General features: G+C 54.4%; 18 protein-coding genes and 1 pseudogene. 14 read left to right on the forward strand and 5 right to left on the reverse strand.

Annotation, left to right across the window (positions count from 1 at the left end):
• Positions 1 to 56: 56 nt before the first annotated feature.
• From gluQRS to thpR, 4 genes are all read right to left on the reverse strand, one after another.
• On the reverse strand, positions 57 to 953 hold the full coding sequence (gluQRS, locus tag OGW16_RS07810; RefSeq protein ID WP_193146019.1) for a tRNA glutamyl-Q(34) synthetase GluQRS: 897 nt from the start codon (positions 951 to 953) through the stop codon (positions 57 to 59).
• A 70-nt stretch (positions 954 to 1,023) separates the two neighbouring features.
• The gene (gene dksA, locus OGW16_RS07815; protein ID WP_003018625.1) at positions 1,024 to 1,479 is read right to left on the reverse strand and encodes an RNA polymerase-binding protein DksA; all 456 of its coding nucleotides are present in this window, start codon (positions 1,477 to 1,479) and stop codon (positions 1,024 to 1,026) included.
• A 177-nt stretch (positions 1,480 to 1,656) separates the two neighbouring features.
• A complete protein-coding gene (gene sfsA / locus OGW16_RS07820; protein WP_043018464.1) occupies positions 1,657 to 2,361 on the reverse strand; it encodes a DNA/RNA nuclease SfsA in 705 nt (234 codons plus the stop codon).
• A 15-nt stretch (positions 2,362 to 2,376) separates the two neighbouring features.
• Positions 2,377 to 2,907 (reverse strand): RNA 2',3'-cyclic phosphodiesterase, encoded by a 531-nt coding sequence (gene thpR, locus OGW16_RS07825; protein ID WP_043018465.1) that lies wholly within the window; start codon positions 2,905 to 2,907, stop codon positions 2,377 to 2,379.
• Positions 2,908 to 2,980: 73 nt separating this feature from the next.
• Here thpR and hrpB point away from each other — a divergent pair, with 73 nt between their 5' ends.
• The 11 genes from hrpB (at position 2,981) to fhuB (ending at position 20,896) form a co-directional block, all read left to right on the forward strand.
• Entirely contained in the window at positions 2,981 to 5,410 is a 2,430-nt protein-coding gene (gene hrpB / locus OGW16_RS07830) for an ATP-dependent helicase HrpB (protein WP_100193964.1), read from the forward strand.
• Between the two features lie 136 nt (positions 5,411 to 5,546).
• The gene (mrcB, locus tag OGW16_RS07835; RefSeq protein ID WP_047406122.1) at positions 5,547 to 8,087 is read left to right on the forward strand and encodes a bifunctional glycosyl transferase/transpeptidase; all 2,541 of its coding nucleotides are present in this window, start codon (positions 5,547 to 5,549) and stop codon (positions 8,085 to 8,087) included.
• Positions 8,088 to 8,748: 661 nt separating this feature from the next.
• The gene (locus OGW16_RS07840) at positions 8,749 to 9,291 is read left to right on the forward strand and encodes a fimbrial protein (protein ID WP_286518233.1); all 543 of its coding nucleotides are present in this window, start codon (positions 8,749 to 8,751) and stop codon (positions 9,289 to 9,291) included.
• A gap of 51 nt (positions 9,292 to 9,342) precedes the next feature.
• The gene (locus tag OGW16_RS07845; RefSeq protein WP_286518235.1) at positions 9,343 to 10,056 is read left to right on the forward strand and encodes a fimbrial biogenesis chaperone; all 714 of its coding nucleotides are present in this window, start codon (positions 9,343 to 9,345) and stop codon (positions 10,054 to 10,056) included.
• 31 nt (positions 10,057 to 10,087) lie between these two features.
• Complete coding sequence (locus tag OGW16_RS07850; RefSeq protein WP_286518236.1) at positions 10,088 to 12,571, forward strand: fimbria/pilus outer membrane usher protein; 2,484 nt, start codon at positions 10,088 to 10,090, stop codon at positions 12,569 to 12,571.
• Positions 12,572 to 12,585: 14 nt separating this feature from the next.
• The gene (locus tag OGW16_RS07855) at positions 12,586 to 13,581 is read left to right on the forward strand and encodes a fimbrial protein (protein ID WP_286518238.1); all 996 of its coding nucleotides are present in this window, start codon (positions 12,586 to 12,588) and stop codon (positions 13,579 to 13,581) included.
• A gap of 89 nt (positions 13,582 to 13,670) precedes the next feature.
• Complete coding sequence (locus OGW16_RS07860; RefSeq protein ID WP_286518240.1) at positions 13,671 to 14,636, forward strand: fimbrial protein; 966 nt, start codon at positions 13,671 to 13,673, stop codon at positions 14,634 to 14,636.
• Positions 14,637 to 14,858: 222 nt separating this feature from the next.
• Entirely contained in the window at positions 14,859 to 17,108 is a 2,250-nt protein-coding gene (gene fhuA, locus OGW16_RS07865; protein WP_047406107.1) for a ferrichrome porin FhuA, read from the forward strand.
• A gap of 46 nt (positions 17,109 to 17,154) precedes the next feature.
• The gene (gene fhuC / locus OGW16_RS07870) at positions 17,155 to 17,952 is read left to right on the forward strand and encodes a Fe3+-hydroxamate ABC transporter ATP-binding protein FhuC (protein ID WP_213733347.1); all 798 of its coding nucleotides are present in this window, start codon (positions 17,155 to 17,157) and stop codon (positions 17,950 to 17,952) included.
• Positions 17,952 to 18,842, forward strand: coding sequence for a Fe(3+)-hydroxamate ABC transporter substrate-binding protein FhuD (gene fhuD, locus OGW16_RS07875; protein ID WP_286518242.1), 891 nt, complete (start codon positions 17,952 to 17,954; stop codon positions 18,840 to 18,842). Before fhuC ends, fhuD begins: the two co-directional genes overlap by 1 nt.
• A 14-nt stretch (positions 18,843 to 18,856) precedes the next feature.
• Entirely contained in the window at positions 18,857 to 20,896 is a 2,040-nt protein-coding gene (fhuB, locus tag OGW16_RS07880) for a Fe(3+)-hydroxamate ABC transporter permease FhuB (RefSeq protein WP_286518252.1), read from the forward strand.
• Positions 20,897 to 21,010: 114 nt separating this feature from the next.
• Here the strand turns inward: fhuB and hemL are convergent, their stop codons facing one another.
• Positions 21,011 to 22,291, reverse strand: coding sequence for a glutamate-1-semialdehyde 2,1-aminomutase (gene hemL / locus OGW16_RS07885; protein ID WP_286518244.1), 1,281 nt, complete (start codon positions 22,289 to 22,291; stop codon positions 21,011 to 21,013).
• Between the two features lie 168 nt (positions 22,292 to 22,459).
• Here hemL and clcA point away from each other — a divergent pair, with 168 nt between their 5' ends.
• The 3 genes and pseudogenes from clcA (at position 22,460) to erpA (ending at position 24,307) form a co-directional block, all read left to right on the forward strand.
• On the forward strand, positions 22,460 to 23,881 hold the full coding sequence (gene clcA, locus OGW16_RS07890) for a H(+)/Cl(-) exchange transporter ClcA (protein WP_043018476.1): 1,422 nt from the start codon (positions 22,460 to 22,462) through the stop codon (positions 23,879 to 23,881).
• A gap of 23 nt (positions 23,882 to 23,904) precedes the next feature.
• Positions 23,905 to 23,970: pseudogene (yadW, locus tag OGW16_RS07895) on the forward strand (small protein YadW).
• Positions 23,963 to 24,307, forward strand: coding sequence for an iron-sulfur cluster insertion protein ErpA (gene erpA, locus OGW16_RS07900; protein WP_003018581.1), 345 nt, complete (start codon positions 23,963 to 23,965; stop codon positions 24,305 to 24,307). The pseudogene yadW and the gene erpA overlap by 8 nt, the downstream one beginning before the upstream one ends.
• The last annotated feature ends 23 nt before the right edge of the window (positions 24,308 to 24,330 follow it).

The following is a 24,330-nucleotide window of genomic DNA, read 5'->3' on the forward strand; positions in this document are numbered from 1 at the left end:
TGTCAAACTTCAATCAGAACAAGTGTTGCTGTGTAAAAATAGCGGCTAATCATAGCTCAGCATGGCGCATTTGAGAATGGCGGATTTAATATCGCCGATTCTGGCACTGCTGTCAGGCTCCAGTTTTCCACTGCAAATGCCAGAATCTGCTCCACGCGCATCTCCTGCCACGGAAGATCGGCGCGCTGGCCGAGAAAGCGCAGCGCGGCGACAATCACCGGACGCGGATCGCCTTTCGGCAATGCAGGTGCATGATTTTGCTTGGAAAGTTTAGCGCCTTGCTCGTTAAGCGCCAGCGGCAGATGAATATAGTCCGGCGCCTGCCAGCCAAACTGTTGATACAATGAAATCTGCCGTACGGTTGGCTCGATAAGATCGGCGCCGCGCACAATCTCGGTTACGCCCTGGAAGTGGTCATCTACCACCACCGCGAGGTTATAGGCAAACAGTCCGTCGCGCCGGTGGATAATAAAATCTTCGCCTGCAAGCTGTGGGTCGGCCTGAATCACGCCGCGCAACTGGTCCGTAAACTGCATTACCGGATGGCGTTGCTTAATGCGAACTGCGGCCTGTTCAGGCCCGTGGCGCAGCTCACGGCAGTGACCATCGTAAATGCCGCCGACGCTTTGAATACGCGCGCGCGTACAGGTGCAGTAATAGCTCAGATCCTGCTGATGCAGCCAGGCGAGCGCTTCTCTGTAGGCGTCATGGCGCTGGGATTGCCACAAAATGTCGCCATCCCAGTGCAGTCCGTAATGTTCCAGCTGACGCAGAATCGTATCTGCAGCACCGGGAACTTCACGAGGGGGGTCAATATCTTCAATGCGTACTCGCCAGATTCCGCGCCGGGCACGAGCCTGCAGGTAACTGCCGAGGGCGGCAATCAGTGAACCGAAATGCAGTTCGCCGGAGGGGGAAGGGGCGAAGCGGCCAATATAGTGTGAATCGCTCATTTTGCGGACTAACAAATAATAAGGCGGGAGATGCTCCCGCCTGTAGTAAACGTGGTAAAAATGACCGGAATTAACCTGCCATTTGTTTTTCGCGGATTTCTGCCAGCGTTTTACAGTCGATGCACAGATCGGCTGTCGGACGCGCTTCCAGACGGCGAATACCAATTTCTACGCCGCATGATTCGCAGTAGCCGAAATCTTCGTCTTCCACTTTCTTCAGCGTCTTCTCGATCTTTTTGATCAGTTTGCGCTCACGGTCACGGTTACGCAGCTCAAGGCTGAATTCTTCTTCCTGTGCGGCGCGGTCCACCGGATCAGGGAAGTTAGCCGCTTCGTCTTGCATATGAGATACGGTGCGATCAACTTCATCCCTAAGTTGATTACGCCATGCCTCAAGAATACGCCTGAAGTGCGACAGCTGGGCTTCGTTCATATACTCTTCGCCCGGTTTCTCCTGGTACGGCTCCACCCCAGCGATGGCGAGAATACTCAGGGACGATGTTTTACGGTTTTGCCCTTCTTGCATGTTGCTTCTCCTTAACACGCACTATCGATCCCCATGTTCGGGGGAAAAATCAGGTCGCTATAAATAGCAGATGCTTTTCCGGATAGCAATTATCTAAACGTAACACTTGACAACCCTGTGAGGAAAAGCGTATTTGCCCACGCGCCCAGAATACTAATTAACCAAATGTTTACACCATTACAAGGTAATGGGCAACGGCTCTTTAAGAGTCATACCATGGGCAGAAAGTTCCGCTTTATAAACCAGAATTTCTACCCCCTTAAGCTGTGCTTCAACTAATAATTGCGCATATTTTGCATCGATATGGCGCGCGGGTGAAAACCGTGTAATGGCTGAATGCAGCACCGCGAAAAATATCACCGCCCGCTTGCCTTCGGCCGCTACGCTCATCAATTCCCGAAGATGTTTCTGACCTCGTTCAGTGATGGCATCGGGAAAATAACCCTGATCTTTTTCCGCCAACGTGACTGATTTCACTTCAATATAGCAGTCTGGTCGGGAATCCGCCTGCAACAAAAAGTCGATGCGGCTCCCTTCGGCGCCGTATTTTACTTCGCTTTTCAAGACGCTGTAGCCTGAAACTTCCGAAATTAACGCCTGCTGAATCGACTCTTTCGTTAATCTATTGGCCCACAGTGTGTTAACACAAATAAATGCCCCGGATTGGGTTTGCGTTAATTCCCAGGTATGTGGATATTTCCGTTTAGTATTTTCTGATGTCGAATACCAGACGGTGTCACCCGGGGTTGCGCATCCGGTCATCGCGCCGGTATTTGGGCAGTGTAGCGTTAACTCAGTGCCATCCGGTGTGATCACATCCGCTAAAAAGCGCTTGTAGCGCTGTATGAGCGTAGCCGGTTGTAAAGGTGGAGAAAATTGCATCAGCAGTCCCTTTAATTATTCAGTCAGCGTCCAGCGTTGCAGCTGTGTATAACGCGTGCGTCCTCGTGCAAATGAGGAGGAGTAAAGCGCAAATTCCGTGACCGGAAACGACCAGCCAAAGCCCGGTGGGGGGATGGGAACCGCGTGGCCGGCATCGCGCAGCAGCGTGATATGCGGGTGAAACGGCTGCGGGCTTTGGTAGCACCCACTGCGTGCGGCCTGCGCCCGCAGCATATTCGCCAGTTGCAGCAGCCCGCGCGGCGGCTGACGCATTCCCAGCCACACGACCCTGGATCGCAGCCATTGCCCGGCATCATCGAACTTGAGCGTAAAACCCGGCTGGCGAATACGCCCCGCGAGCTGCGACAGCGCCTGCTGCTTCTCCGCGCTGACATCGCCTAAAAAGGCCAGCGTCAAATGCAGATTATCGGCGGCCACGGGACGACCCGCTTCTGGGGGGAACTGCGCGGCCCGCCAGTGGATTAACTGCTCCCGAACCTCGCCTGGCAATTCAATCGCAAAGAACAGCCTTTTTGGCTCAGACATGATGGATACTCGGTTATGAATTAACGCGATGCTACAATGCAGCGCGAAGAATGTTAACCCTCTGGAGCCATTTGTGACGTCGTTGCCCGTTGCCGCCGTAGTGCCTGAACTGCTTACCGCCCTTGATGCCTCGTCGCAGGTTCTGCTGACGGCGCCGACCGGGGCCGGGAAATCGACCTGGCTGCCGTTGCGGCTTCTTGAGCATCGCGGGATCAAGGGACGGATTATTCTGCTGGAGCCGCGCCGTCTGGCGGCGCGCAACGTAGCGCAGCGGTTAGCGGAATTGCTGAATGAAAAGCCTGGCGAGACCGTGGGGTATCGCATGCGCGCGCAAAGCTGCATAGGGCCGCAGACCCGACTGGAGGTGGTAACGGAAGGTGTGCTGACGCGCATGATCCAGCGCGATCCCGAACTGGCGGGTGTTGGGTTAGTGATCCTCGACGAATTTCACGAGCGGAGCCTGCAGGCCGACCTGGCGCTGGCTTTGTTGCTGGACGTACAGCAAGGGCTGCGTGACGATTTAAAACTGTTGATTATGTCCGCCACTCTGGACAATGGGCGTTTGCAGCAGATGTTGCCCGATGCGCCGACGATCGTCTCTGAAGGCCGCGCATTTCCCGTTGAGCGGCGGTTTCAACCGTTAGCGGCGCATCTGCGTTTTGATGAAGCGGTGGCGATAGCAACAGCAGAGCTACTGCGCCATGAAAGCGGGTCGCTGCTGCTGTTTTTACCGGGCGTTGGCGAAATCCTGCGCGTGCAGGAGCAGCTGGCAACGCGTGTAGGCAGCGATGTGGTGCTGTGCCCGCTGTATGGCGCATTGACGCTTGCCGAACAGCGTCAGGCGATTTTGCCCGCGCCGCAAGGTAAGCGCAAAGTGGTGCTGGCGACCAATATTGCCGAAACCAGCTTAACGATTGAAGGTATCCGGCTGGTGGTGGACTGCGCCCAGGAGCGCGTGGCGCGCTATGACGCACGTACCGGTTTGACGCGGCTGATTACCCAGCGCATCAGTCAGGCTTCAATGACCCAGCGAGCGGGTCGTGCAGGGCGTCTGGAGCCCGGTATCTGTTTGCATCTGCTTGCTAAAGAGCAGGCGGAAAGAGCGGCGGCGCAGGGAGACGCGGAGATATTACAGAGCGACCTGTCCGGGCTGTTGATGGAGTTGCTGCAATGGGGATGCATTGACCCTGAGCAACTGAACTGGCTGGATGCGCCGCCCACTATCAACCTGCTGGCGGCAAAACGGCTGCTGGAGATGCTGGGCGCGCTTGCAGGCGACAGGCTCAGCGCCACGGGGCAGAAAATGGCGGCGTTGGGTAACGACCCCCGTTTAGCGGCTATGCTGGTTAGCGCCAACAATGACGATGAAGCGGCAACGGCGGCGAAACTGGCTGCGATTCTGGAAGAGCCGCCGCGCGGCGGCAGTACCGATCTGGCTGTGGCGTTTTCACGAAATCAGCCTGCCTGGCAGCAGCGCAGTCAACAATTGCTGAAACGGCTTAACGTTCGCAACGGACAGCCCGACAGCGCGCTGCTCCCCTCATTGCTGGCGCAGGCGTTTGCCGATCGGATCGCGCGTAGACGCGGGCAGGAAGGGCGCTATCAACTGGCCAACGGTATGGGGGCAATGCTGGATGCTGATGACGCCTCAGGACGCCATGAATGGCTGATAGCACCGTTGTTACTGCAGGGCAGCGCTTCGCCGGATGCGCGTATTCTGCTGGCCTTGCCGCTGGATATCGAGGCGTTGATGCAGGCATGTCCTGAACTGCTGCAACAGTCCGACACCATCGAATGGGATGAGACTCAGGGAACGTTAAAGGCATTGCGTCGGTTACGCATTGGTCAGCTAACGGTAAAAGTACAGCCGCTGGCCAAACCCTCGGAAGAGGAGTTGCACCAGGCGATGTTGAACGGCATTCGCGATAAAGGACTCAGTGTGCTCAACTGGACGCCGGAAGCCGAGCAGTTTCGCCTGCGTCTGCAATGCGCGGCAAACTGGTTGCCAGAGTATGACTGGCCCGCGGTAGATGAGGACTCTCTGCTGGCGTCGCTGGAGAGCTGGCTGCTGCCGCACATGAGCGGTGTGCACTCGTTACGCGCGTTAAAAGCGCTAAATGTGGCTCAGGCGTTGCGCGGTTTGCTGGATTGGTCAATGCTGCAACGTCTGGATAGTGAACTGCCGGCGCATTACACTGTGCCGACGGGAAGCCGGATCGCCATTCGCTATCATGAGGATAATCCTCCGGTACTGGCGGTGCGGATGCAGGAAATGTTTGGTGAAGCGAAGACCCCAACCATCGCCCAGGGACGCATACCGTTGGTGCTGGAACTGCTGTCTCCTGCCCAGCGACCGCTACAGGTGACCAGTGATTTGAGCGCGTTCTGGCAGGGATCGTACCGCGAGGTGCAAAAAGAGATGAAAGGGCGCTATCCCAAACATGTCTGGCCGGACGATCCGGCGAATACCGCGCCAACGCGGCGCACCAAAAAGTATTCGTAATGAAACGGTAGGCCGGATAAGGCGTTTATGCCGCATCCGGCGAAAGAGCGGTAATAATTGAGAGATTTCTTCTTCTGTCGCAGGACGGAAGAACAGAGAATCGGGCCCTTGCGCCTGAATGTTGCGGAGAAAAAGCATGGCGGGGAATGACCGCGAGCCAATTGGACGTAAAGGGAAACCATCGCGTCCGGTGAAACAAAAGGTGAGCCGTCGTCAACTCAGAGATGAAGAGTATGACGACGATTATGATGATGATGACTATGAGGATGAAGAACCGATGCCGCGTAAGGGTAAGGGCAAAGGGCGTAAGCCTCGTGGTAAGCGCGGCTGGTTCTGGCTGCTGGTAAAACTGTCGATTGTCTTTTTGGTGCTGATCGCCATTTACGGCGTGTATCTGGACCAAAAAATCCGTAGCCGTATTGATGGCAAAGTCTGGCAGCTTCCTGCGGCGGTATATGGCCGTATGGTTAACCTTGAGCCAGAAATGCCTATCGGTAAGAACGAGATGGTGAAGCTGCTGGAGGCTACGCAGTATCGTCAGGTGACGAAGATGACGCGTCCGGGCGAATTTACCGTGCAGGCGAAGAGCATCGAGATGATCCGTCGTCCGTTTGACTTCCCGGACAGCAAAGAAGGGCAGGTGCGCGCGCGTCTGACCTTTGACGGCGATCATCTGGACACCATCGAGAATATGGATAACAACCGCCAGTTCGGTTTCTTCCGCCTCGATCCGCGTCTGATCACCATGCTCTCTTCGCCTAACGGCGAGCAGCGCCTGTTTGTTCCGCGTAGCGGCTTCCCGGATCTGCTGGTGGATACGCTGCTGGCGACCGAAGACCGTCACTTCTATGAACATGACGGTATCAGCCTCTATTCCATTGGTCGTGCGGTGCTGGCGAACCTGACGGCGGGTCGTACGGTACAGGGTGCCAGTACGCTGACTCAGCAGTTGGTGAAAAACCTGTTCCTCTCCAGCGAACGCTCTTACTGGCGTAAAGCCAACGAAGCCTATATGGCGCTGATTATGGACGCGCGTTACAGCAAAGATCGCATTCTTGAGCTGTACATGAACGAAGTCTATCTCGGTCAAAGCGGTGATAATGAGATCCGCGGCTTCCCGCTGGCGAGCCTCTATTATTTCGGTCGTCCGGTGGAAGAACTGAGCCTCGACCAGCAGGCGCTGCTGGTAGGGATGGTTAAAGGGGCGTCGATCTACAACCCATGGCGTAACCCGAAGCTGGCGCTGGAGCGTCGTAACCTGGTTCTGCGTTTGCTGCAACAGCAGCAGATTATCGACCAGGATCTGTATGACATGCTCAGCGCGCGTCCATTAGGCGTACAGCCGCGTGGTGGGGTGATCTCCCCGCAGCCTGCGTTTATGCAGATGGTGCGTCAGGAGCTACAGGCGAAGCTGGGCGATAAAGTTAAAGATCTCTCCGGCGTGAAAATCTTCACCACCTTTGATTCCGTGGCGCAGGACGCCGCAGAAAAAGCGGCGGTGGAAGGTATTCCGGTGCTGAAGAAACAGCGTAAGCTGAGCGATCTGGAAACGGCGATTGTGGTGGTTGACCGCTTTAGCGGTGAAGTTCGCGCCATGGTCGGCGGAGCAGAACCGCAGTTTGCGGGCTATAACCGTGCGATGCAGGCGCGTCGTTCGATTGGCTCTCTGGCCAAGCCTGCGACCTATCTGACCGCGCTCAGTCAGCCGAAGCTGTACCGTCTCAATACCTGGATTGCCGATGCGCCGATTGCGCTGCGTCAGCCGAACGGCCAGGTGTGGTCGCCGCAGAACGATGACCGTCGCTATAGCGAAAGCGGAAAAGTGATGCTGGTGGATGCGCTAACGCGCTCGATGAACGTGCCAACGGTAAATCTGGGGATGGCGCTGGGCCTGCCTGCTGTGACCGACACCTGGCTGAAGCTGGGCGCGCCGAAAGATCAGCTTAACCCGGTTCCGGCCATGCTGCTTGGAGCGTTGAACCTGACGCCAATCGAAGTAGCACAGGCGTTCCAGACTATCGCCAGTGGCGGGAACCGCGCGCCGCTGTCAGCGCTGCGTTCGGTGATCGCTGAAGATGGTACGGTGTTGTACCAGAGCTTCCCGCAGGCCGAGCGCGCCGTTCCGGCGCAGGCGGCGTATATGACGCTGTGGACCATGCAGCAGGTAGTTCAGCGTGGAACGGGTCGCCAGCTTGGCGCGAAGTATCCAGGGCTGCATCTGGCAGGGAAAACCGGGACCACCAACAACAACGTGGATACCTGGTTTGCCGGGATTGATGGCAGCCAGGTGACCATTACCTGGGTTGGCCGTGATAACAACCAGCCAACCAAGCTGTACGGTGCCAGCGGCGCGATGTCGATTTATCAGCGTTATCTGGCGAACCAGACGCCGACACCGCTGGTGCTGACGCCGCCGGAAGATGTGGTAGATATGGGCGTGGACTACGACGGCAACTTCGTATGTAGCGGCGGGATGCGTACGCTCCCGGTGTGGACCACCGATCCGGATTCGCTGTGTCAGCAGGGTGAAATGCAGCAGCAGTCGGGTAATCCGTTCGATCAGTCAACGCCGTCGCAGCAGCCACAACAGCAGCAACAGCAACAACCGCCGCAGCAGGAGAAGAAAGATAGCGACGGTGTCGCTGGCTGGATTAAGGACATGTTCGGCAGTAACTGATTTTGGTTTTAACTGTTCTTCCCCCGCATCGGCACAGGCCGGTGTGGGGGACTTCCCCCTCGCGTTGCTGGCACCTTTCCCTCTCTTTTCATTTTCTCTCTGCGTGCTGAATGTCTGCGCTTGTCTTCGCGCATGCGGCTAATTTGCTGTGGATCACATTTCTTTGTGAATTGCTGCTTTGAGTAATATTGATCTGCTGCGGTATTTGTAGCCCGCTCCAGGGCTGTTAATCATAGACTCAATATATTACTTTTTTGTATATATTCGGTATTGACTAATTTTACTCGCATTTTTGTGCTGGTTTTTTCGCTATTCTTATTTTTTGAGATCATGATGTGGTATTTAATATTGTTTTATTGAATTTATTAAATTTTGCTTAATTCAAATTTAAGAAAATGTTGTATCTATTCTTATGTTTATGAATTTAAATGAATTATCAACATTTAACATCACCTGCGGTGAATATATCCGTTCGCTTTTATTGATTGTGAGCCGTAGAATAGATCACACAAAGGAATGTTTTAGATTGAATGAGTTGATAAAGATATATTATATATCAAGTGATGTTGTTGCATCCGTATCCCCAGCCAGTCTTAAGTTCCTTTCGTTAAAATTGCTTTTTTCTTTGTTACTTTTTGTGAGCATATGTAAGGAATACGTTATGTGCAAAAAAATTCTCACCTCGTTGTTTGTAAGCAGTGTGCTGGCGGGTGCCGCAATGCCTGCGTTAGCCGTTGATACGGGAACCGTAACCTTTAACGGAAAGATTATTCCTGATAGCTGCGTAGTGGATGTTAACGGTACAGCGACAAACGGTACGGTGACGTTTAATAATCTTTCACAAACCGCATTTGGCGCAGATAAGAAAGTGGGGGATTCACAATCTTTTGCAATCACGCTGACGGAATGTGATGCCGCGATTGCCAACCTCAATATCAAATTTGATGGTACGCGTATCGCCGGATATAACGAGGAAGTATTGCAACCGACGGGAACCGCGACGAACCTCGGCGTGCGTATGTTGCCGGAAGGCAGCAGTAATTACGTAAAATTTGATGGCTCAGATCCTGATGCGTCGTTGAATAAAGCCAATGGCGAAAGCGTAGTGTTCAATTATAAAGCTGAAGTTATTCAGGTTGGCAGCACGGTACCGACCATCGGTGATTATACCGCGCAAGCGACGTATACCCTGATTTATCGTTAATTGTCATACAACCTGGCCCAGGCTGGGCCAGTATTTCAATGGAATGGAAAAATGAAACGACTCATTACCACATTAGCCCTGGTGTTAGCTACTGGCATTAATATTGCTCATGCTGGCGTAGTGGTTGGCGGAACGCGAATTATTTATCCTGCCAACCAGTCTGAGGTACAGGTAACATTAAAAAATAAAGATAATGATAAACGTTATCTGGTGCATAGTTGGGTCAGTAATATTGATGACAGTAAAGCGCCATTTATTATTACCCCACCGATTTATAAACTGGATGAAAATCGCCAGACGCTGCTGCACGTAGTTTATACCGGTAATAAAACGGCCTTGCCGCAGGACCGTGAATCGCTGTTTATGGCGAATATAAAATCTGTTTCTGCGATCCCGGAAGAATTACGCGATAACAACACGCTGCAATTTGCGATTAAGACCAAATTAAAGCTGTTCTATCGCCCGGCTTCGCTGAAAGAAAGTGAGGCGAAAGCGGCCTGGCAGTCATTGCAGTTTAGCCGCAGCCAAAACCAGTTAGTGGTGAAAAACCCTACGCCATTCTATGTCACCTTCGGACAGCTAAAAGTTGCGGGAACAGAGATTAAAGCAGCATCAGAGCAAAACTCTCCCTCGGCATTAACCATGATGGTCGCGCCGTTTGCTGAGCAGCGTTTTCCGTTGCCAGCGGCAGTAAAAGGTAACGTTGTCTGGACCGCAATTAATGATTACGGATCAGAAACCGGACAGCGGAAACAGTCGCTGTAAATGAGCTATCGATTTCTTACGGGTGGCGTTTATGTCTTCTCATCGTACTGTCCGGCTTTTTGCACTCAATACGCTGACATTCGCGATATTAACGGCGAGTGGTTCCGTTTGCGCTGACGATTATTTCAATCTCAACGCGCTGGAAACGGGGACGCCGCTGGAGAATACCGGCGCGCTTGAAGCCTATTTACGCCATAACGGATTATCTCCCGGGCGATATTTAACGTCCATTGTCTGGGATCAGGATCGCATCGATAAACGAAATTTAAATTACCTCCTTTCAAAAGATAACAGCAAACTGATTCCGCAATTCACCAAAGCGGAACTGCGTGAATTAGGCGTCAAGGTCGATACCGTCCCGGCATTAAATAATATTAATGAAGATACGCTGCTGGGCGATATCAGTGATTATATTGCTGATGCGCGCTATGACTTCAGCCCGGAAACTCAGGTACTGCAATTACGTATTCCGCAAATCTACCGCGACAAACAAATTTCGGGTGAAAGCAATCCTGCCTCCTGGGACGATGGCATTCCGGCGCTGTGGACCAGCTACTATGTTTCGGGCTCGCATCAGCAGTCGAATGGGGACAACAATGTTTCTAACTGGGCCAGTCTCAATTCGGGTATGAACATCGGCCCATGGCGGGTGCGCAATTCCAGTAATTGGGGGAATGACAGCGGCTGGCAATCTATAAGCACAACGCTGGAGCGTGATATCAAACGCCTGCGCAGCCAGCTTCAGCTTGGGCAAACCTACACCAACGGCGAACTGTTCGACAGCGTACAAATGACCGGGGTGAAGCTGGAGACTGATACCAGCATGCTGCCCAGCGGATTACAGGGGTTCGCCCCGGTGGTGCGCGGCATTGCCAACAGCGATGCCAAAGTGACCATCAAACAAAACGGTTACACCATCTACCAGACCAACGTCTCGCCCGGCCCGTTTGAAATCCGTGATTTAACCCAGGTCACGGCAGGGGCGGATCTGGAAGTCACCGTCACGGAGGCCGACGGTACGGAGCGCAGCTTTATTCAGGCCAGCTCCTCGGTGCCGATTATGCAGCGCGAAGGCGCGCTGAAGTACAGCCTGGCGGCAGGGAAATATCGCGATGTGGATAACGGCGAGGAGCCGGAATTCGCCCAGGCGACGGCCATTTACGGCTTACCTTACGGGATTACCGCCTACGGCGGTCTGCAGGGCGCGTCGATGTATCATGCCGGGCTGGTCGGCATCGGGGCCGATTTACGCGATTTTGGTTCAGTGTCGATGGATTTGACGGCCGCCAGAACCGCGTTTGACGACGGTCGCGCAGATGCGAACGGCCAGTCGTGGCGCGCGCAGTACGCAAAAGATTTTCCGCTGACCAATACCACGGTCACGCTGGCCAGCTATCGTTATTCCACCTCCGGGTTTTATACCTTTCAGGAGGCGCTCGATCAGCGCAATAACACCTATGACGACGACAGCATTTACAGCTATCGCAATGCTTTTAACCGCCGGAGCCGCTTACAGCTAAACCTTTCACAGTCGTTACATAGCTGGGGGTCGGTATATGCCAACGCCTATCAGCAGGACTACTGGGGAATGGAAGGCCATGAGCGCAGCGTCAGCCTGGGTTACAGCAGTAGCTGGCAGGGTGTTAACTGGTCGCTGAACTACAGCCTGACGAAAACGCCTTCAACCGATAACGACCAGCAGGTTTCGATTTCGATTAACGTACCGCTCTCGCGCTGGCTGGCGAACTCCTGGGGCACCTACAACGTGACCAGTTCGAAAAAAGGTAACACTTCACACCAGGCGGGCGTCAGCGGCACGCTGCTGGAAAATAACAACTTAAATTACAATCTTCAGCAGACCTACACCGATAACAACGTGGGCTACGGCGCCTATCTCTCCTCGCGCTATCGGGCCTCGGTGGGGGAATTCAGCGCGAATTACAGCTATCAGCAAGACAGCAAGCAGTGGGGCTATAGCGCGCAGGGATCCGTGGTCGCGCACTCGCAGGGAATCACGCTGGGACAATCAATCCAGGACGCTTTTGCAGTGGTGCATATCGCCGATGGCGATAACGTCAAAATCCAGAATTCACAAGGGGTGTATACCGACCGTTGGGGCAATGCCATTGTGCCGACCTTAACCAACTATCGGCGCAATACCATCACCGTGAATACCCAGGGGCGCGATGATTTAGATATTCAGGATGCGTCTTTGGACGTGATTCCGACTAAAGGTGCGGTGGTGGCGGCTGACTTTACCGCGCGGGCAGGTAAACGCGCCTTGCTGACGTTGCAATATGGCCAGGGCGTAGTGCCTTTTGGGGCCGTGCTGAGTATGGACGGCGCGACGTCAATCGTAGGCGATGCCGGTGAAGTGTATGTCACCGGGTTAAAAGGGACGCAGCGTGTGACCGCGCAATGGGGCGATACGGCGCAGCAGCGCTGCTCGGCGGAGGTGACGGTTCCGGCACAACCGGAACCGGGTATTTTTACCGCAACGCTTAACTGCCATTGATAAAAGGAGGCAATATGCAAAGGATGATAAAACGCGGGTGTCAGGTGGTGGTATGCGGTGGATTGTTGATGTGCTATCAGACGGCAAGCGCCAGTTGTTCAATTTTAAATGGTAAGGAACCTTCGACTGCGGTAATCACGCTGCCAGCATTAGTGGTGAATGCCGATGCCGAACCGGGAACCGTGCTCTACTCGCAAGAGTCATTAGGGGATGCGATTTCTGTTTCATGTACCAGCGATGGAGAGATCAAGACGGGCTACACCTTTTTAACCGCCAGCGATGAGCGTACCGATAATCCATTGTCCCGGGTTTATCAGACCAACGTTCCCGGGATTGGCGTACGCATGGCGTGGGTTAAAGACTTCCAGGCGATAACGCCAGGCTCGTTGGTAACACCGATGCATACTGGGTCATCCCGAACCGAACCGAAGAGTATTTATGCAATGGACTCACACGCGGAGGCACAGTTTGTCGTGACCGGAGAAGTGAGCTCAGGGGACATTGATACTTCACAGTTAAGTGCTGACTGGATCTACGACGGCGTTACTGTGGCGAGGATCAGAGTTTCACCGACTACCGTAATCGTTCAGTCAAACAGCTGTAACCTGGTTGAAAAGAATGTTCTGGCGCCGCTCTCTACGATTGTTGCCAGCGAACTGGCTAATGGCGTGTCCAGAACGGTGTCCGATGACAGCTTTAAAATTCAGCTTAATAATTGCAGCGCGGGCATCCAGGTTGACTATCAGTTCACTACCGCGGGTTCGACCGGCGTCACGGATGGCAATATCCTGAATATTGCTACGGGCGATCACGCTGCTGACGGGGTCGGCATTCAAATTATGGACAGTAACGACAACGTGCTGCAGTTTGATCGCAACTATACGGCGGTCGCGCAAACGACACAGGATCAGTCGGTGACCATTCCACTTAAGGCGCGCTATATCAAAACGGGTAACGTGAAGGCGGGTCAGGTTGATGCGGTGGCGACGTTTGCCGTTTATTACCGGTAATCCACTGGGGAACGCGCCCAGGGATGTTGTTTAGCAAACAGGAAAGTTAACCAATGAGTAAAGGGAAAAAGGGATTTTCCAGGCTCTTCATGATGTTGGTTTTAGCCTTGGTGAGCGTCTGTTTTCAGCAGGCCAGAGCGGACTGCTCGTTTACCAATCCGAATGCGAATCCAACGATTACGTTTACCATGCCCGCGCAGATTGTGATTGACTCCGATGCCGCCGTAGGAACCATTGTCTATTCCGGAGAAACGGTCGGAGAATCACACGGATTGACCTGTAATACAGATGTACAGGTTCGCGAAGGTTACACGGTATTAACCGATGCCGATTACTCGGGAGTGTTAAGCGGCGTTTATAAAACCACGGTGCCGGGCATCGGGGTTCGCGCCGCCCGCGCGGAAAATAAAACCGCCACCTTTACCGACGATAACATTATTACTCCCTGGCATTATCTGGGGATGACGGGCAACTGGGTCTCGTATGATTCAACTTATCATGTCGGCGTTCAGTTAGTGGTTATCGGGACGGTCCAGTCTGGCACGCTGGATACCAGTAAATTTAACGCCGATTATCAAATGGGAAGTTTAACCGTAGCGAAATTACGCTTTGCGCCTGCCACGGTTGATGTGATTGCTAATACCTGCAATCTGAAAAGCAAAAATATCAATGTGTTGCTGGATACGGTGACAGCCGGTGGGTTATCTCAGGGATATTCATCCGTGCTCACCGATGACAGCTTTAAAATTGAAGTCGCCAATTGTACTGCCGGAACGCACATTGATTATAAGTTTACCAGCGCCGGTTCAACCGGTGTTACCGACGGCACTATTCTGAACATTGCCCGCGGAGAAGGGGCCGCCAGCGGCGTCGGGATCCAGATCCTCGACAAAGACAATCATGTGCTGAATTTTGATCAGGAATATACGGGGATCGAAAGCGCGACCGGGCAGGGAACAGAGGTGATCCCGCTGAAAGCGCGATACGCTAAAACCGGAACGGTGAAGGGGGGCCAGGTCGATGCGGTGGCTACCTTTGAAGTGTATTACCGCTAATGTGGATCTATGCAGACGCGATACCCCTACGGGGTTCTTTTTGAGCCCTAACATTTTAGCCTAATTTATTAACCCTTCCTTTTCATCTGGTTATTTCTTAACCCCTCAGTTTTAGTAGGGACGCGTATTGCTTGCTATCTCGCCAGAGTTTCGAATATTATGCTGCCGTTATAATAATAATTCTCGTTTACGTTATCATTCACTTTCATCAGAGAAATACCAATGGCGCGTCTTAAAACTGCTCAGCCAAGTTCATCGCTGCGTAAAATCGCAGTAGTGGTAGCCACAGCGGTTAGCGGCATGTCTGTCTATGCACAGGCGGCGGTTGACCCGAAAGAAGAAACCATCACCGTAACTGCTGCACCTGCCCCGCAGGAAAGCGCATGGGGACCAGCGGCAACCATCGCTGCACGACAGTCTGCTACGGCGACCAAAACCGATACTCCGATTCAAAAAGTTCCTCAGTCTATTTCCGTGGTCACCGCCGAAGAGATGGCGTTGCATCAGCCGAAATCGGTTAAAGAGGCGCTCAGCTACACCCCTGGCGTTGCCGTGGGTACGCGTGGTGCGTCCAATACCTATGACTATCTGATTATTCGCGGATTTGCCGCCGACGGCCAAAGTCAGAATAACTATCTGAATGGCCTGAAGATGCAGGGTAACTTCTATAACGATGCGGTAATCGACCCCTATATGCTGGAACGCGCTGAAGTGATGCGCGGTCCGGTTTCCGTTCTTTACGGAAAGAGCAACCCTGGCGGGTTGTTGAACATGGTCAGCAAGCGTCCGACGACGGAGCCGCTGAAAGAAGTTCAGTTCAAAATGGGCACCGACAGCCTGTTCCAGACCGGTTTCGACTTCAGCGATGCGCTGGATGACGATGGCGTGTACTCATACCGCCTGACCGGCCTGGCGCGTTCCGCGAATGCGCAGCAGCAGGGTGCGGAAGAACAACGCTACGCCATCGCGCCATCGTTCTCATGGCGTCCGGATGATAAGACAAACTTCACCTTCCTCTCCTACTTCCAGAACGAGCCGGAAACCGGCTATTACGGCTGGTTGCCGAAAGAGGGGACCGTATCTAAGCTGCCAAACGGTTCGCGTCTGCCTACCGATTTCAACGAAGGTGCGAACAACAATACCTATTCTCGTAACGAGAAGATGGTGGGCTACAGCTTCGATCACGAATTTAACGATACCTTTACCGTGCGTCAGAACCTGCGTTATGCGCAAAACAAGGTTTCGCAGAATAGCGTGTATGGCTACGGAATGTGCTCCGATCCGCTCTATACAAAGGATCCGGCCAACAGTCCTTGCGCCAGCGTTCCTCAGGCCGATTGGGATCACACGCTGACTCGCCAATACGTTATCGATAATGAGAAATTGCAGAACTTCTCTGTTGATACCCAACTGCAAAGCAAGTTTGCAACTGCCGATGTTGATCACACGCTGCTGACCGGCGTTGATTTCATGCGTATGCGTAACGATATCGACTCCTGGTTTGGTTATGCCGGTTCCGTATCGCCGTCAGATATCTATAACCTTGATCGCAGCGACTTCGATTTTGGCTCACACCCTGGTCCTTCCGGTCCTTATAAAGTGCTGAATAAGCAGAAGCAGACTGGCCTGTACGCTCAGGATCAGATGCAGTGGGATAAGGTGCTGGTCACTCTGGGCGGTCGTTACGACTGGGCTAAACAGGACTCCCTGAACCGCGTTTCTGGCGTGCAGGATTCCCGTGATGATAAGCAATTCACCTGGCGTGGCGGTGTTAACTACCTGTTCGACAACGGTGTGACCCCGTATTTCAGCTACAGCGAGTCGTTTGAACCTGCTTCTCAGGTCGGGGAAAGCGGCAACATCTTTGCGCCATCTAAAGGTAAGCAGTACGAAGCTGGCGTGAAGTACGTGCCGAGCGATCGTCCGATCGTGATCACTGGTGCCGTTTACCAGTTGACCAAAACCAACAACCTGATGGCCGACCCGAATGGATCGTTCTGGTCAGTTGAAGGCGGTGAAATTCGTTCACGCGGTGTGGAAATCGAAGCGAAAGCGGCGCTGTCTGCCAGCGTCAACGTAGTGGGTTCTTATACCTACACCGACGCGGAATACACTACCGACACCAACTACAAAGGCAACACGCCTGCTCAGGTGCCAAAACATATGGCATCACTGTGGGGGGACTACACCCTTTATGACGGCGCGCTTTCCGGGCTGACGTTGGGTACGGGTGTTCGTTATACTGGCTCCAGCTATGGCGATCCGGCAAACTCATTTAAAGTGGGGAGCTATACGCTGGTGGATGCGTTAGTACGTTACGATCTGGCGCGCGTCGGCATGGCGGGCTCCAACGTGGCGCTGCATGTGAACAACCTGTTTGACCGTGAATACGTCGCCAGTTGCTTCAATACCTATGGCTGCTTCTGGGGCGCAGAACGTCAGGTCGTTGCAACCGCAACCTTCCGTTTCTAATTTCTTTTGGGCACGCTTTGCGTGCCCGTTTTACAAGTTGGCTGCTATGCAGGAAAACAGATCCCATCCCGACACCACTTTTGCGTTGCGTAATGTCTCCTTTCGTGTGCCTGGCCGCACGCTTTTGCATCCTCTCTCATTAACTTTTCCTGTGGGAAAAGTGACCGGTCTTATCGGCCACAACGGTTCCGGAAAATCGACGTTATTGAAAATGCTGGGACGTCATCAGCCGCCGTCAGAAGGTGAAATCCTGCTCGACGAACAGCCGCTGGAGAACTGGAGCAGTAAAGCGTTTGCCCGCAAGGTCGCCTATCTGCCGCAGCAGCTGCCGCAGGCCGAAGGGATGACGGTGCGCGAACTGGTGGCGATTGGCCGCTATCCGTGGCACGGGGCGCTGGGACGTTTTGGCGTTGCCGACAGAGAGAAAGTAGAAGAAGCGATTTCGCTGGTCGGCTTAAAACCGCTGGCGCACCGTTTGGTTGATAGTCTGTCCGGCGGAGAACGTCAGCGCGCGTGGATTGCCATGCTGGTTGCGCAGGACAGCCGCTGTCTGCTGCTTGATGAACCGACTTCCGCGCTGGATATCGCCCATCAGGTTGACGTACTGGCGCTGGTGCATAGCTTAAGCCAGCAGCGCGGGCTGACGGTGATTGCGGTGCTGCATGATATCAACATGGCGGCCCGCTACTGTGATTACTTAGTTGCGCTGCGCGGCGGAGAAATGATTGCGCAAGGGACGCCTGCTGAACTGATGCGCAGTGAAACTCTGGAACAGATTTACGGTATCCCGATGGGCATTTTGCCGCATCCGGCCGGTGCCGCACCCGTGAGTTTTGTCTATTAATGATTGAATTACATCATATTACCCGTCGGCGCTTGCTTACGGCGATGGCGCTGTCGCCGCTGCTGTGGCAGATGAAGACGGCGCACGCCGCGGCGGTTGATCCACAGCGCATTGTGGCGCTGGAATGGCTGCCGGTAGAGCTATTGCTGGCGCTGGGTATTACGCCGTATGGCATTGCCGATATCCCTAACTACAAGCTGTGGGTCAATGAGCCCCCGCTGCCGGACTCGGTGATTGATGTCGGGCTACGCACGGAACCCAATCTCGAACTGCTGACCGAAATGAAACCCTCGTTTTTGCTCTGGTCGGCAGGCTATGGTCCTTCTCCCGAAAAGCTGGCGCGGATTGCGCCTGGCCGGGGATTTAACTTCAGCGACGGCAAAAAACCGCTGGCGGTTGCGCGACAATCGCTGCAGGAAATGGCGCAATTGTTCAATCTGCAGGCCTCTGCTGAACGCCATCTGGCCGAGTACGATCGTTTTATCGCCAGTCTGAAGCCGCGCTTCATTCAACGTGGCGCGCGCCCTGTACTTCTCACTTCCCTGCTTGATTCGCGACATATGCTGGTGTTTGGCCCAAATAGCTTGTTCCAGGACGTGCTGGACGATTATGGGATCCCCAACGCCTGGCAGGGAGAGACAAACTTTTGGGGCAGCACTGCCGTGAGTATTGACCGTCTGGCTACCTTTCAGGATGTTGATGTATTGTGCTTTGACCACGGCAACGATAAAGAGATGGCTGCATTGATGTCTACGCCGTTGTGGCAAGCGATGCCGTTTGTCCGTAGCGGACGTTTTCAGCGCGTGCCGGCCGTCTGGTTCTATGGCGCAACGCTCTCGGCAATGCATTTTGCCCGTATTCTGGATAATGCGCTGGGAGGCAAAGCGTGAGCAGGAAATTTGAAATGCCGGATGGCGACGCTAAAAGCGCCTTATCCGGCCTACGGTTTGCGCGCGTTGTAGGCCGGATAAGGCGAAGCCGCCATCCGGCGTTATTGTTGCTGGTACTGGTTATTGTTGCTCTCTGGCTGACCTGGGTTAACTTCTCCGTTGCACTACCGCGCAGCCAGTGGCAACAGGCTATCTGGTCACCGGATATCGACGCCATTAAACAGATGGTTTTCCACTATAGCCTGCTGCCGAGGCTGGCGATATCGCTACTGGTCGGTGCCGGGCTGGGGCTGGTCGGCGTATTGTTTCAGCAGGTGCTGCGTAACCCGCTGGCGGAGCCAACCACGTTGGGCGTGGCGACCGGTGCGCAGTTGGGCATTACGGTTACCACGCTGTGGGCTATTCCCGGTGCGCTGACCACGCAATTTGCGGCGCTGGCGGGGGCATGTGTCGTTGGGGCGTTGGTGTTTGGCGTAGCCTGGGGCAAGCGTCTTTCCCCGGTGACGTTAATCCTTGCCGGGCTGGTGGTCAGCCTGTACTGCGGGGCAATTAACCAGTTGATGGTTATCTTCCATCACGATCAGCTGCAAAGCATGTTTTTATGGAGCAGCGGTACGCTAACGCAAACCGACTGGAGCGGCGTACAGCGCCTGTGGCCGCAACTGCTGGGCGGCATGATGCTGACTCTGTTGCTATTGCGGCCTATGACGCTGATGGGACTGGATGACGGCGTGGCGCGTAACCTTGGTCTGGCGCTGTCGCTGGCGCGTCTGGCGGCTTTATCGCTGGCGATTGTTCTCAGCGCCTTGCTGGTGAACGCCGTGGGGATTATCGGCTTTATTGGCCTGTTTGCGCCGCTGCTGGCGAAAATGCTCGGTGCGCGTCGTCTGCTGGCGCGTCTGATGCTGGCCCCGCTGATTGGTGCGTTGATCCTCTGGCTCTCCGACCAAATCATTCTGTGGCTGACCCGCGTATGGATGGAAGTCTCCACCGGATCGGTGACGGCGCTGATTGGCGCGCCATTACTGCTGTGGCTGTTACCGCGCCTTAGGAGTATGAGCGCGCCGGATATGAATGCCAGCAACCGCATCGCCGCTGAGCGTCAGAATGTGCTGATGTTTACGCTGGCGGGTGGGGCGCTCTTGCTGTTGACCCTGGTGGTGGCGCTGTCGTTTGGCCGCGATGCGCACGGCTGGACATGGGCCAGCGGCGCGATGCTGGATGAGCTGATGCCCTGGCGCTGGCCACGTATTATGGCGGCGCTGATTGCCGGGGTAATGTTGGCGGTAGCGGGCTGTATTATTCAACGTCTGACGGGCAACCCAATGGCCAGCCCGGAAGTGCTGGGCATTAGCTCCGGTGCAGCATTTGGCGTAGTGCTGATGCTGTTTCTGGTCCCAGGAAATGCCTTTGGCTGGCTGATGCCTGCCGGGAGTCTCGGGGCTGCGGCCACCTTGCTTATCATTATGATTGCCGCCGGGCGCGGTGGTTTTTCGCCGCACCGTATGCTGCTGGCAGGGATGGCGCTCAGCACGGCGTTTACAATGTTGCTGATGATGCTGCAGGCCAGCGGCGATCCGCGTATGGCGGGCGTACTGACCTGGATCTCCGGCTCAACCTATAACGCGACGGGTGAACAGGTACTGCGCACCGGGATTGTGATGGTTATCCTGCTGGCGATGACGCCGCTGTGCCGTCGTTGGCTGACGATTTTACCGCTTGGCGGTGATACGGCGCGGGCGGTGGGGATGGCAATCACGCCGTCGCGCGTAGGGTTACTGCTCCTGGCTGCAGGGTTGACGGCGACAGCAACCATGACCATTGGACCGTTGAGCTTTGTCGGGTTGATGGCTCCGCATATTGCCCGAATGATGGGTTTTCGTCGGGCGATGCCGCATATGCTGATTTCGGCGCTGGCGGGAGGCGTACTTCTGGTCTTTGCTGACTGGTGCGGCAGAATGGTGCTGTTTCCGTATCAGATCCCGGCGGGGTTATTGTCGACGTTTATTGGCGCGCCGTACTTTATCTATCTGCTGAGAAAACAGAGTCGCTGAGGCTGATTCTTTTCATGTAGGTCGGATAAGACGCTTTGCGTCGCCATCCGGCAATAAAAAAGCCGGGTGGCGGCTTCGCCTTACCCGGCCTACGTTGTTTCTGTACGTTCTCTTTTACAGTTTCGCAAACACCCGACGCGCGGCGTCGATGGTGTTATTGATATCGCCTTCACTGTGCGCCACGGACATAAAGCCCGCTTCGAAAGCAGAAGGCGCCAGGTAAATCCCTTCATCCAGCATCATGTGGAAGAAACGCTTGAAGCGTTCAACGTCGCATGCCATCACATCCTGATAGCAGGTTACGGTTTCTGCATCGGTGAAGAAAATCCCGAACATTCCGCCCACATGGTTAACTACCAGCGGAATATTCGCTTCTTCGGCAGCTTCCAGCAGACCTTCCGCCAGACGCGTCGTCAGTTCGTTCAGCGTTTCATGAATACCCGGTTGGGCCACTTCGGTCAGACAGGCAAAGCCTGCTGCCATCGCAATTGGGTTACCGGAAAGCGTACCCGCCTGGTAAACCGGACCGGTCGGCGCCAGCGCGTCCATCACATCGCGGCGGCCGCCGAATGCGCCAACGGGCATTCCGCCGCCGATGATTTTACCCAGGCAGGTCAGATCCGGAACGACGCCGTAATAATCCTGTGCACCGGCCAGCGCTACGCGGAAACCGGTCATGACTTCATCGATGATCAATAGCGCGCCAAATTCATCGCACAGCGCACGCAGGCCCGGCAGGAATTCCGGCAGCGGCGGGATGCAGTTCATGTTGCCCGCGACCGGCTCAACGATGATGCAGGCGATCTCTTGTGGATACTGTTCAAATGCCTCACGTACTGAAGAGAGATCGTTGTAGGTGCAGGTGAGGGTGTGTTTCGCAAAGTCGGCCGGAACGCCCGGGGAGTTAGGCTGGCCCAGCGTTAATGCGCCGGAACCGGCTTTGACCAGCAGGCAGTCGGCATGACCGTGATAGCAGCCTTCAAATTTGATGATCTTATCGCGTCCGGTGAAACCGCGCGCCAGACGGATTGCGCTCATCGTCGCTTCCGTACCGGAGTTCACCATACGTACCATGTCCATGGTTGGCACGAGTTCAGTGACCAGCGCCGCCATTTTTACTTCCATCTCGGTCGGCGCGCCGAAGCTTAAACCGCGCTCCGCAGCTTCAATCACCGCATTACGGATTGCCGGGTGGTTATGGCCCAGTACCATCGGTCCCCAGGAACCGACGTAATCGACATAGGCTTTACCATCAACATCGTACAGATATGCGCCGTCCGCTTTTTCGATAAACAGCGGAGTACCACCCACGCCAGTAAAGGCGCGAACGGGGGAGTTAACGCCGCCAGGGATAAGTTCGCGTGCTGCGCTGTAGAGATTTTCAGACTTACTCATGGATGGGGTCCTGGTTCGTAGAAAAAGTAAATGCCCGCTATTCTAGTTATTCAGAGAAGGTTATGAAAGTTTTACGCAATTGAAACAATGCGATTTGCAGGGGATTTTCGTGAAATGTGCGAGTAGAATGCCGATTCCGTATTTGTATTACCAATTAATGATCATCTGATGAAGACTGACTCTCCCTCTTTTGAAGCACAACAAATTGTGCGTTTACGCCGCAGGGATCAAATCCGTCGACTCCTGGAACGAGACAAAACGCCGTTGGCGATCCTGTTGATGGCCGCAGTTGTCGGTACCGTGACGGGACTGGTTGGCGTGGCATTTGAAAAAGCGGTGACCTGGGTACAGAACCACCGTATTGGCGCGCTGGCTCAGGTTGCGGACCATGCCATTCTGCTGTGGCCGCTGGCGTTTATTCTCTCCGCACTGCTGGCGATGGTCGGCTATTTTCTGGTGCGTAAATTTGCGCCGGAAGCGGGAGGTTCCGGGATCCCTGAGATTGAAGGCGCGCTGGAAGAGCTACGGCCTGTGCGCTGGTGGCGCGTTCTGCCGGTGAAATTTATCGGCGGTATGGGGACGCTGGGGGCCGGGATGGTGCTTGGGCGAGAAGGGCCGACCGTGCAGATTGGCGGCAATATTGGGCGCATGGTGCTGGATATTTTCCGCATGCGCAGCGCCGAAGCGCGGCATACCCTGCTGGCCACCGGTGCGGCTGCGGGGCTGTCGGCGGCGTTTAATGCGCCTCTGGCCGGGATCCTGTTCATTATTGAAGAGATGCGCCCGCAGTTTCGCTATAACCTTGTCTCGATCAAAGCCGTGTTTACCGGCGTTATTATGTCGAGCATTGTGTTTCGCGTGTTCAACGGCGAAGCGCCGATTATTGAAGTTGGGAAGCTCTCCAATGCGCCGGTAAATACGCTGTGGCTGTATCTGGTGCTCGGGCTTATTTTTGGCTGTGTCGGGCCATTGTTTAACACCATGGTGTTGCGTACCCAGGATATGTTCCAGCGCTTCCACGGTGGTGAAATTAAAAAATGGGTGCTGATGGGCGGCGCGATCGGCGGCCTGTGCGGGATCCTCGGGTTAATTCAACCGGAAGCGGCAGGCGGCGGGTTTAACCTGATTCCTATCGCCGCGGCAGGCAATTTTAGCGTTGGTCTGCTGCTGTTTATATTTATTACCAGGGTCGTCACCACGCTGCTGTGCTTCTCGTCCGGCGCGCCCGGTGGGATTTTTGCCCCGATGCTGGCGTTGGGCACGTTGCTTGGCACCGCGTTCGGTATGGCTGCGGCAGCCTCTTTTCCGCAGTATCATCTGGAGGCCGGAACCTTTGCCATTGCCGGAATGGGGGCTTTGTTAGCGGCTTCGGTGCGTGCGCCGTTAACCGGTATTGTGCTGGTGCTGGAGATGACCGATAACTATCAGCTCATTTTGCCAATGATTATTACCTGTCTTGGCGCAACACTATTAGCCCAATTTATGGGCGGAAAGCCGCTATACTCGACTATCCTTGCCCGCACGCTGGCAAAACAGGAAGCGGAGCAGGCGGCAAAAAGTCAGGGTACTGCCGCTGGCGAGAATACTTGAACGAAATACCAGGGTATTAGATAATGGCCTTAACCATTGGGTTATAATTTGCCCAATTGCCAATGTCGTTTGGAGCAAAATATGAGTGATGACGTAGCGCTGCCACTGCAATTTACAGAAGCAGCAGCCAATAAAGTAAAAAGCCTGATCGCTGACGAAGATAACCCGAATCTGAAATTACGCGTGTATATCACCGGCGGTGGTTGCAGCGGTTTCCAGTATGGTTTCACCTTCGATGATCAGGTGAACGATGGTGATATGACCATTGAGAAACAAGGTGTTGGTCTGGTAGTTGATCCGATGAGCCTGCAATATCTGGTGGGCGGCGCGGTTGACTATACCGAAGGTCTGGAAGGTTCCCGCTTCGTTGTGACTAACCCGAATGCGAAAAGCACCTGCGGGTGTGGCTCTTCTTTCAGCATCTGATTGCTGTTCGTTATGCCGGATGG

This window comes from Citrobacter sp. Ce104 (genome assembly GCF_030334595.1).
Taxonomy (GTDB): Bacteria; Pseudomonadota; Gammaproteobacteria; order Enterobacterales; family Enterobacteriaceae; genus Citrobacter; species Citrobacter europaeus.

Coding starts and splice junctions, on each gene's coding strand:
- gluQRS (WP_193146019.1), bottom strand. CDS start 953: ATGAGCGATTCACACTATATTGGCCGCTTCGCCCCTTCCCCCTCCGGC.
- dksA (WP_003018625.1), bottom strand. CDS start 1,479: ATGCAAGAAGGGCAAAACCGTAAAACATCGTCCCTGAGTATTCTCGCC.
- sfsA (WP_043018464.1), bottom strand. CDS start 2,361: ATGCAATTTTCTCCACCTTTACAACCGGCTACGCTCATACAGCGCTAC.
- thpR (WP_043018465.1), bottom strand. CDS start 2,907: ATGTCTGAGCCAAAAAGGCTGTTCTTTGCGATTGAATTGCCAGGCGAG.
- mrcB (WP_047406122.1), top strand. CDS start 5,547: ATGGCGGGGAATGACCGCGAGCCAATTGGACGTAAAGGGAAACCATCG.
- OGW16_RS07840 (WP_286518233.1), top strand. CDS start 8,749: ATGTGCAAAAAAATTCTCACCTCGTTGTTTGTAAGCAGTGTGCTGGCG.
- OGW16_RS07845 (WP_286518235.1), top strand. CDS start 9,343: ATGAAACGACTCATTACCACATTAGCCCTGGTGTTAGCTACTGGCATT.
- OGW16_RS07850 (WP_286518236.1), top strand. CDS start 10,088: ATGTCTTCTCATCGTACTGTCCGGCTTTTTGCACTCAATACGCTGACA.
- OGW16_RS07855 (WP_286518238.1), top strand. CDS start 12,586: ATGCAAAGGATGATAAAACGCGGGTGTCAGGTGGTGGTATGCGGTGGA.
- OGW16_RS07860 (WP_286518240.1), top strand. CDS start 13,671: ATGATGTTGGTTTTAGCCTTGGTGAGCGTCTGTTTTCAGCAGGCCAGA.
- fhuA (WP_047406107.1), top strand. CDS start 14,859: ATGGCGCGTCTTAAAACTGCTCAGCCAAGTTCATCGCTGCGTAAAATC.
- fhuC (WP_213733347.1), top strand. CDS start 17,155: ATGCAGGAAAACAGATCCCATCCCGACACCACTTTTGCGTTGCGTAAT.
- fhuD (WP_286518242.1), top strand. CDS start 17,952: ATGATTGAATTACATCATATTACCCGTCGGCGCTTGCTTACGGCGATG.
- fhuB (WP_286518252.1), top strand. CDS start 18,857: ATGCCGGATGGCGACGCTAAAAGCGCCTTATCCGGCCTACGGTTTGCG.
- hemL (WP_286518244.1), bottom strand. CDS start 22,291: ATGAGTAAGTCTGAAAATCTCTACAGCGCAGCACGCGAACTTATCCCT.
- clcA (WP_043018476.1), top strand. CDS start 22,460: ATGAAGACTGACTCTCCCTCTTTTGAAGCACAACAAATTGTGCGTTTA.
- erpA (WP_003018581.1), top strand. CDS start 23,963: ATGAGTGATGACGTAGCGCTGCCACTGCAATTTACAGAAGCAGCAGCC.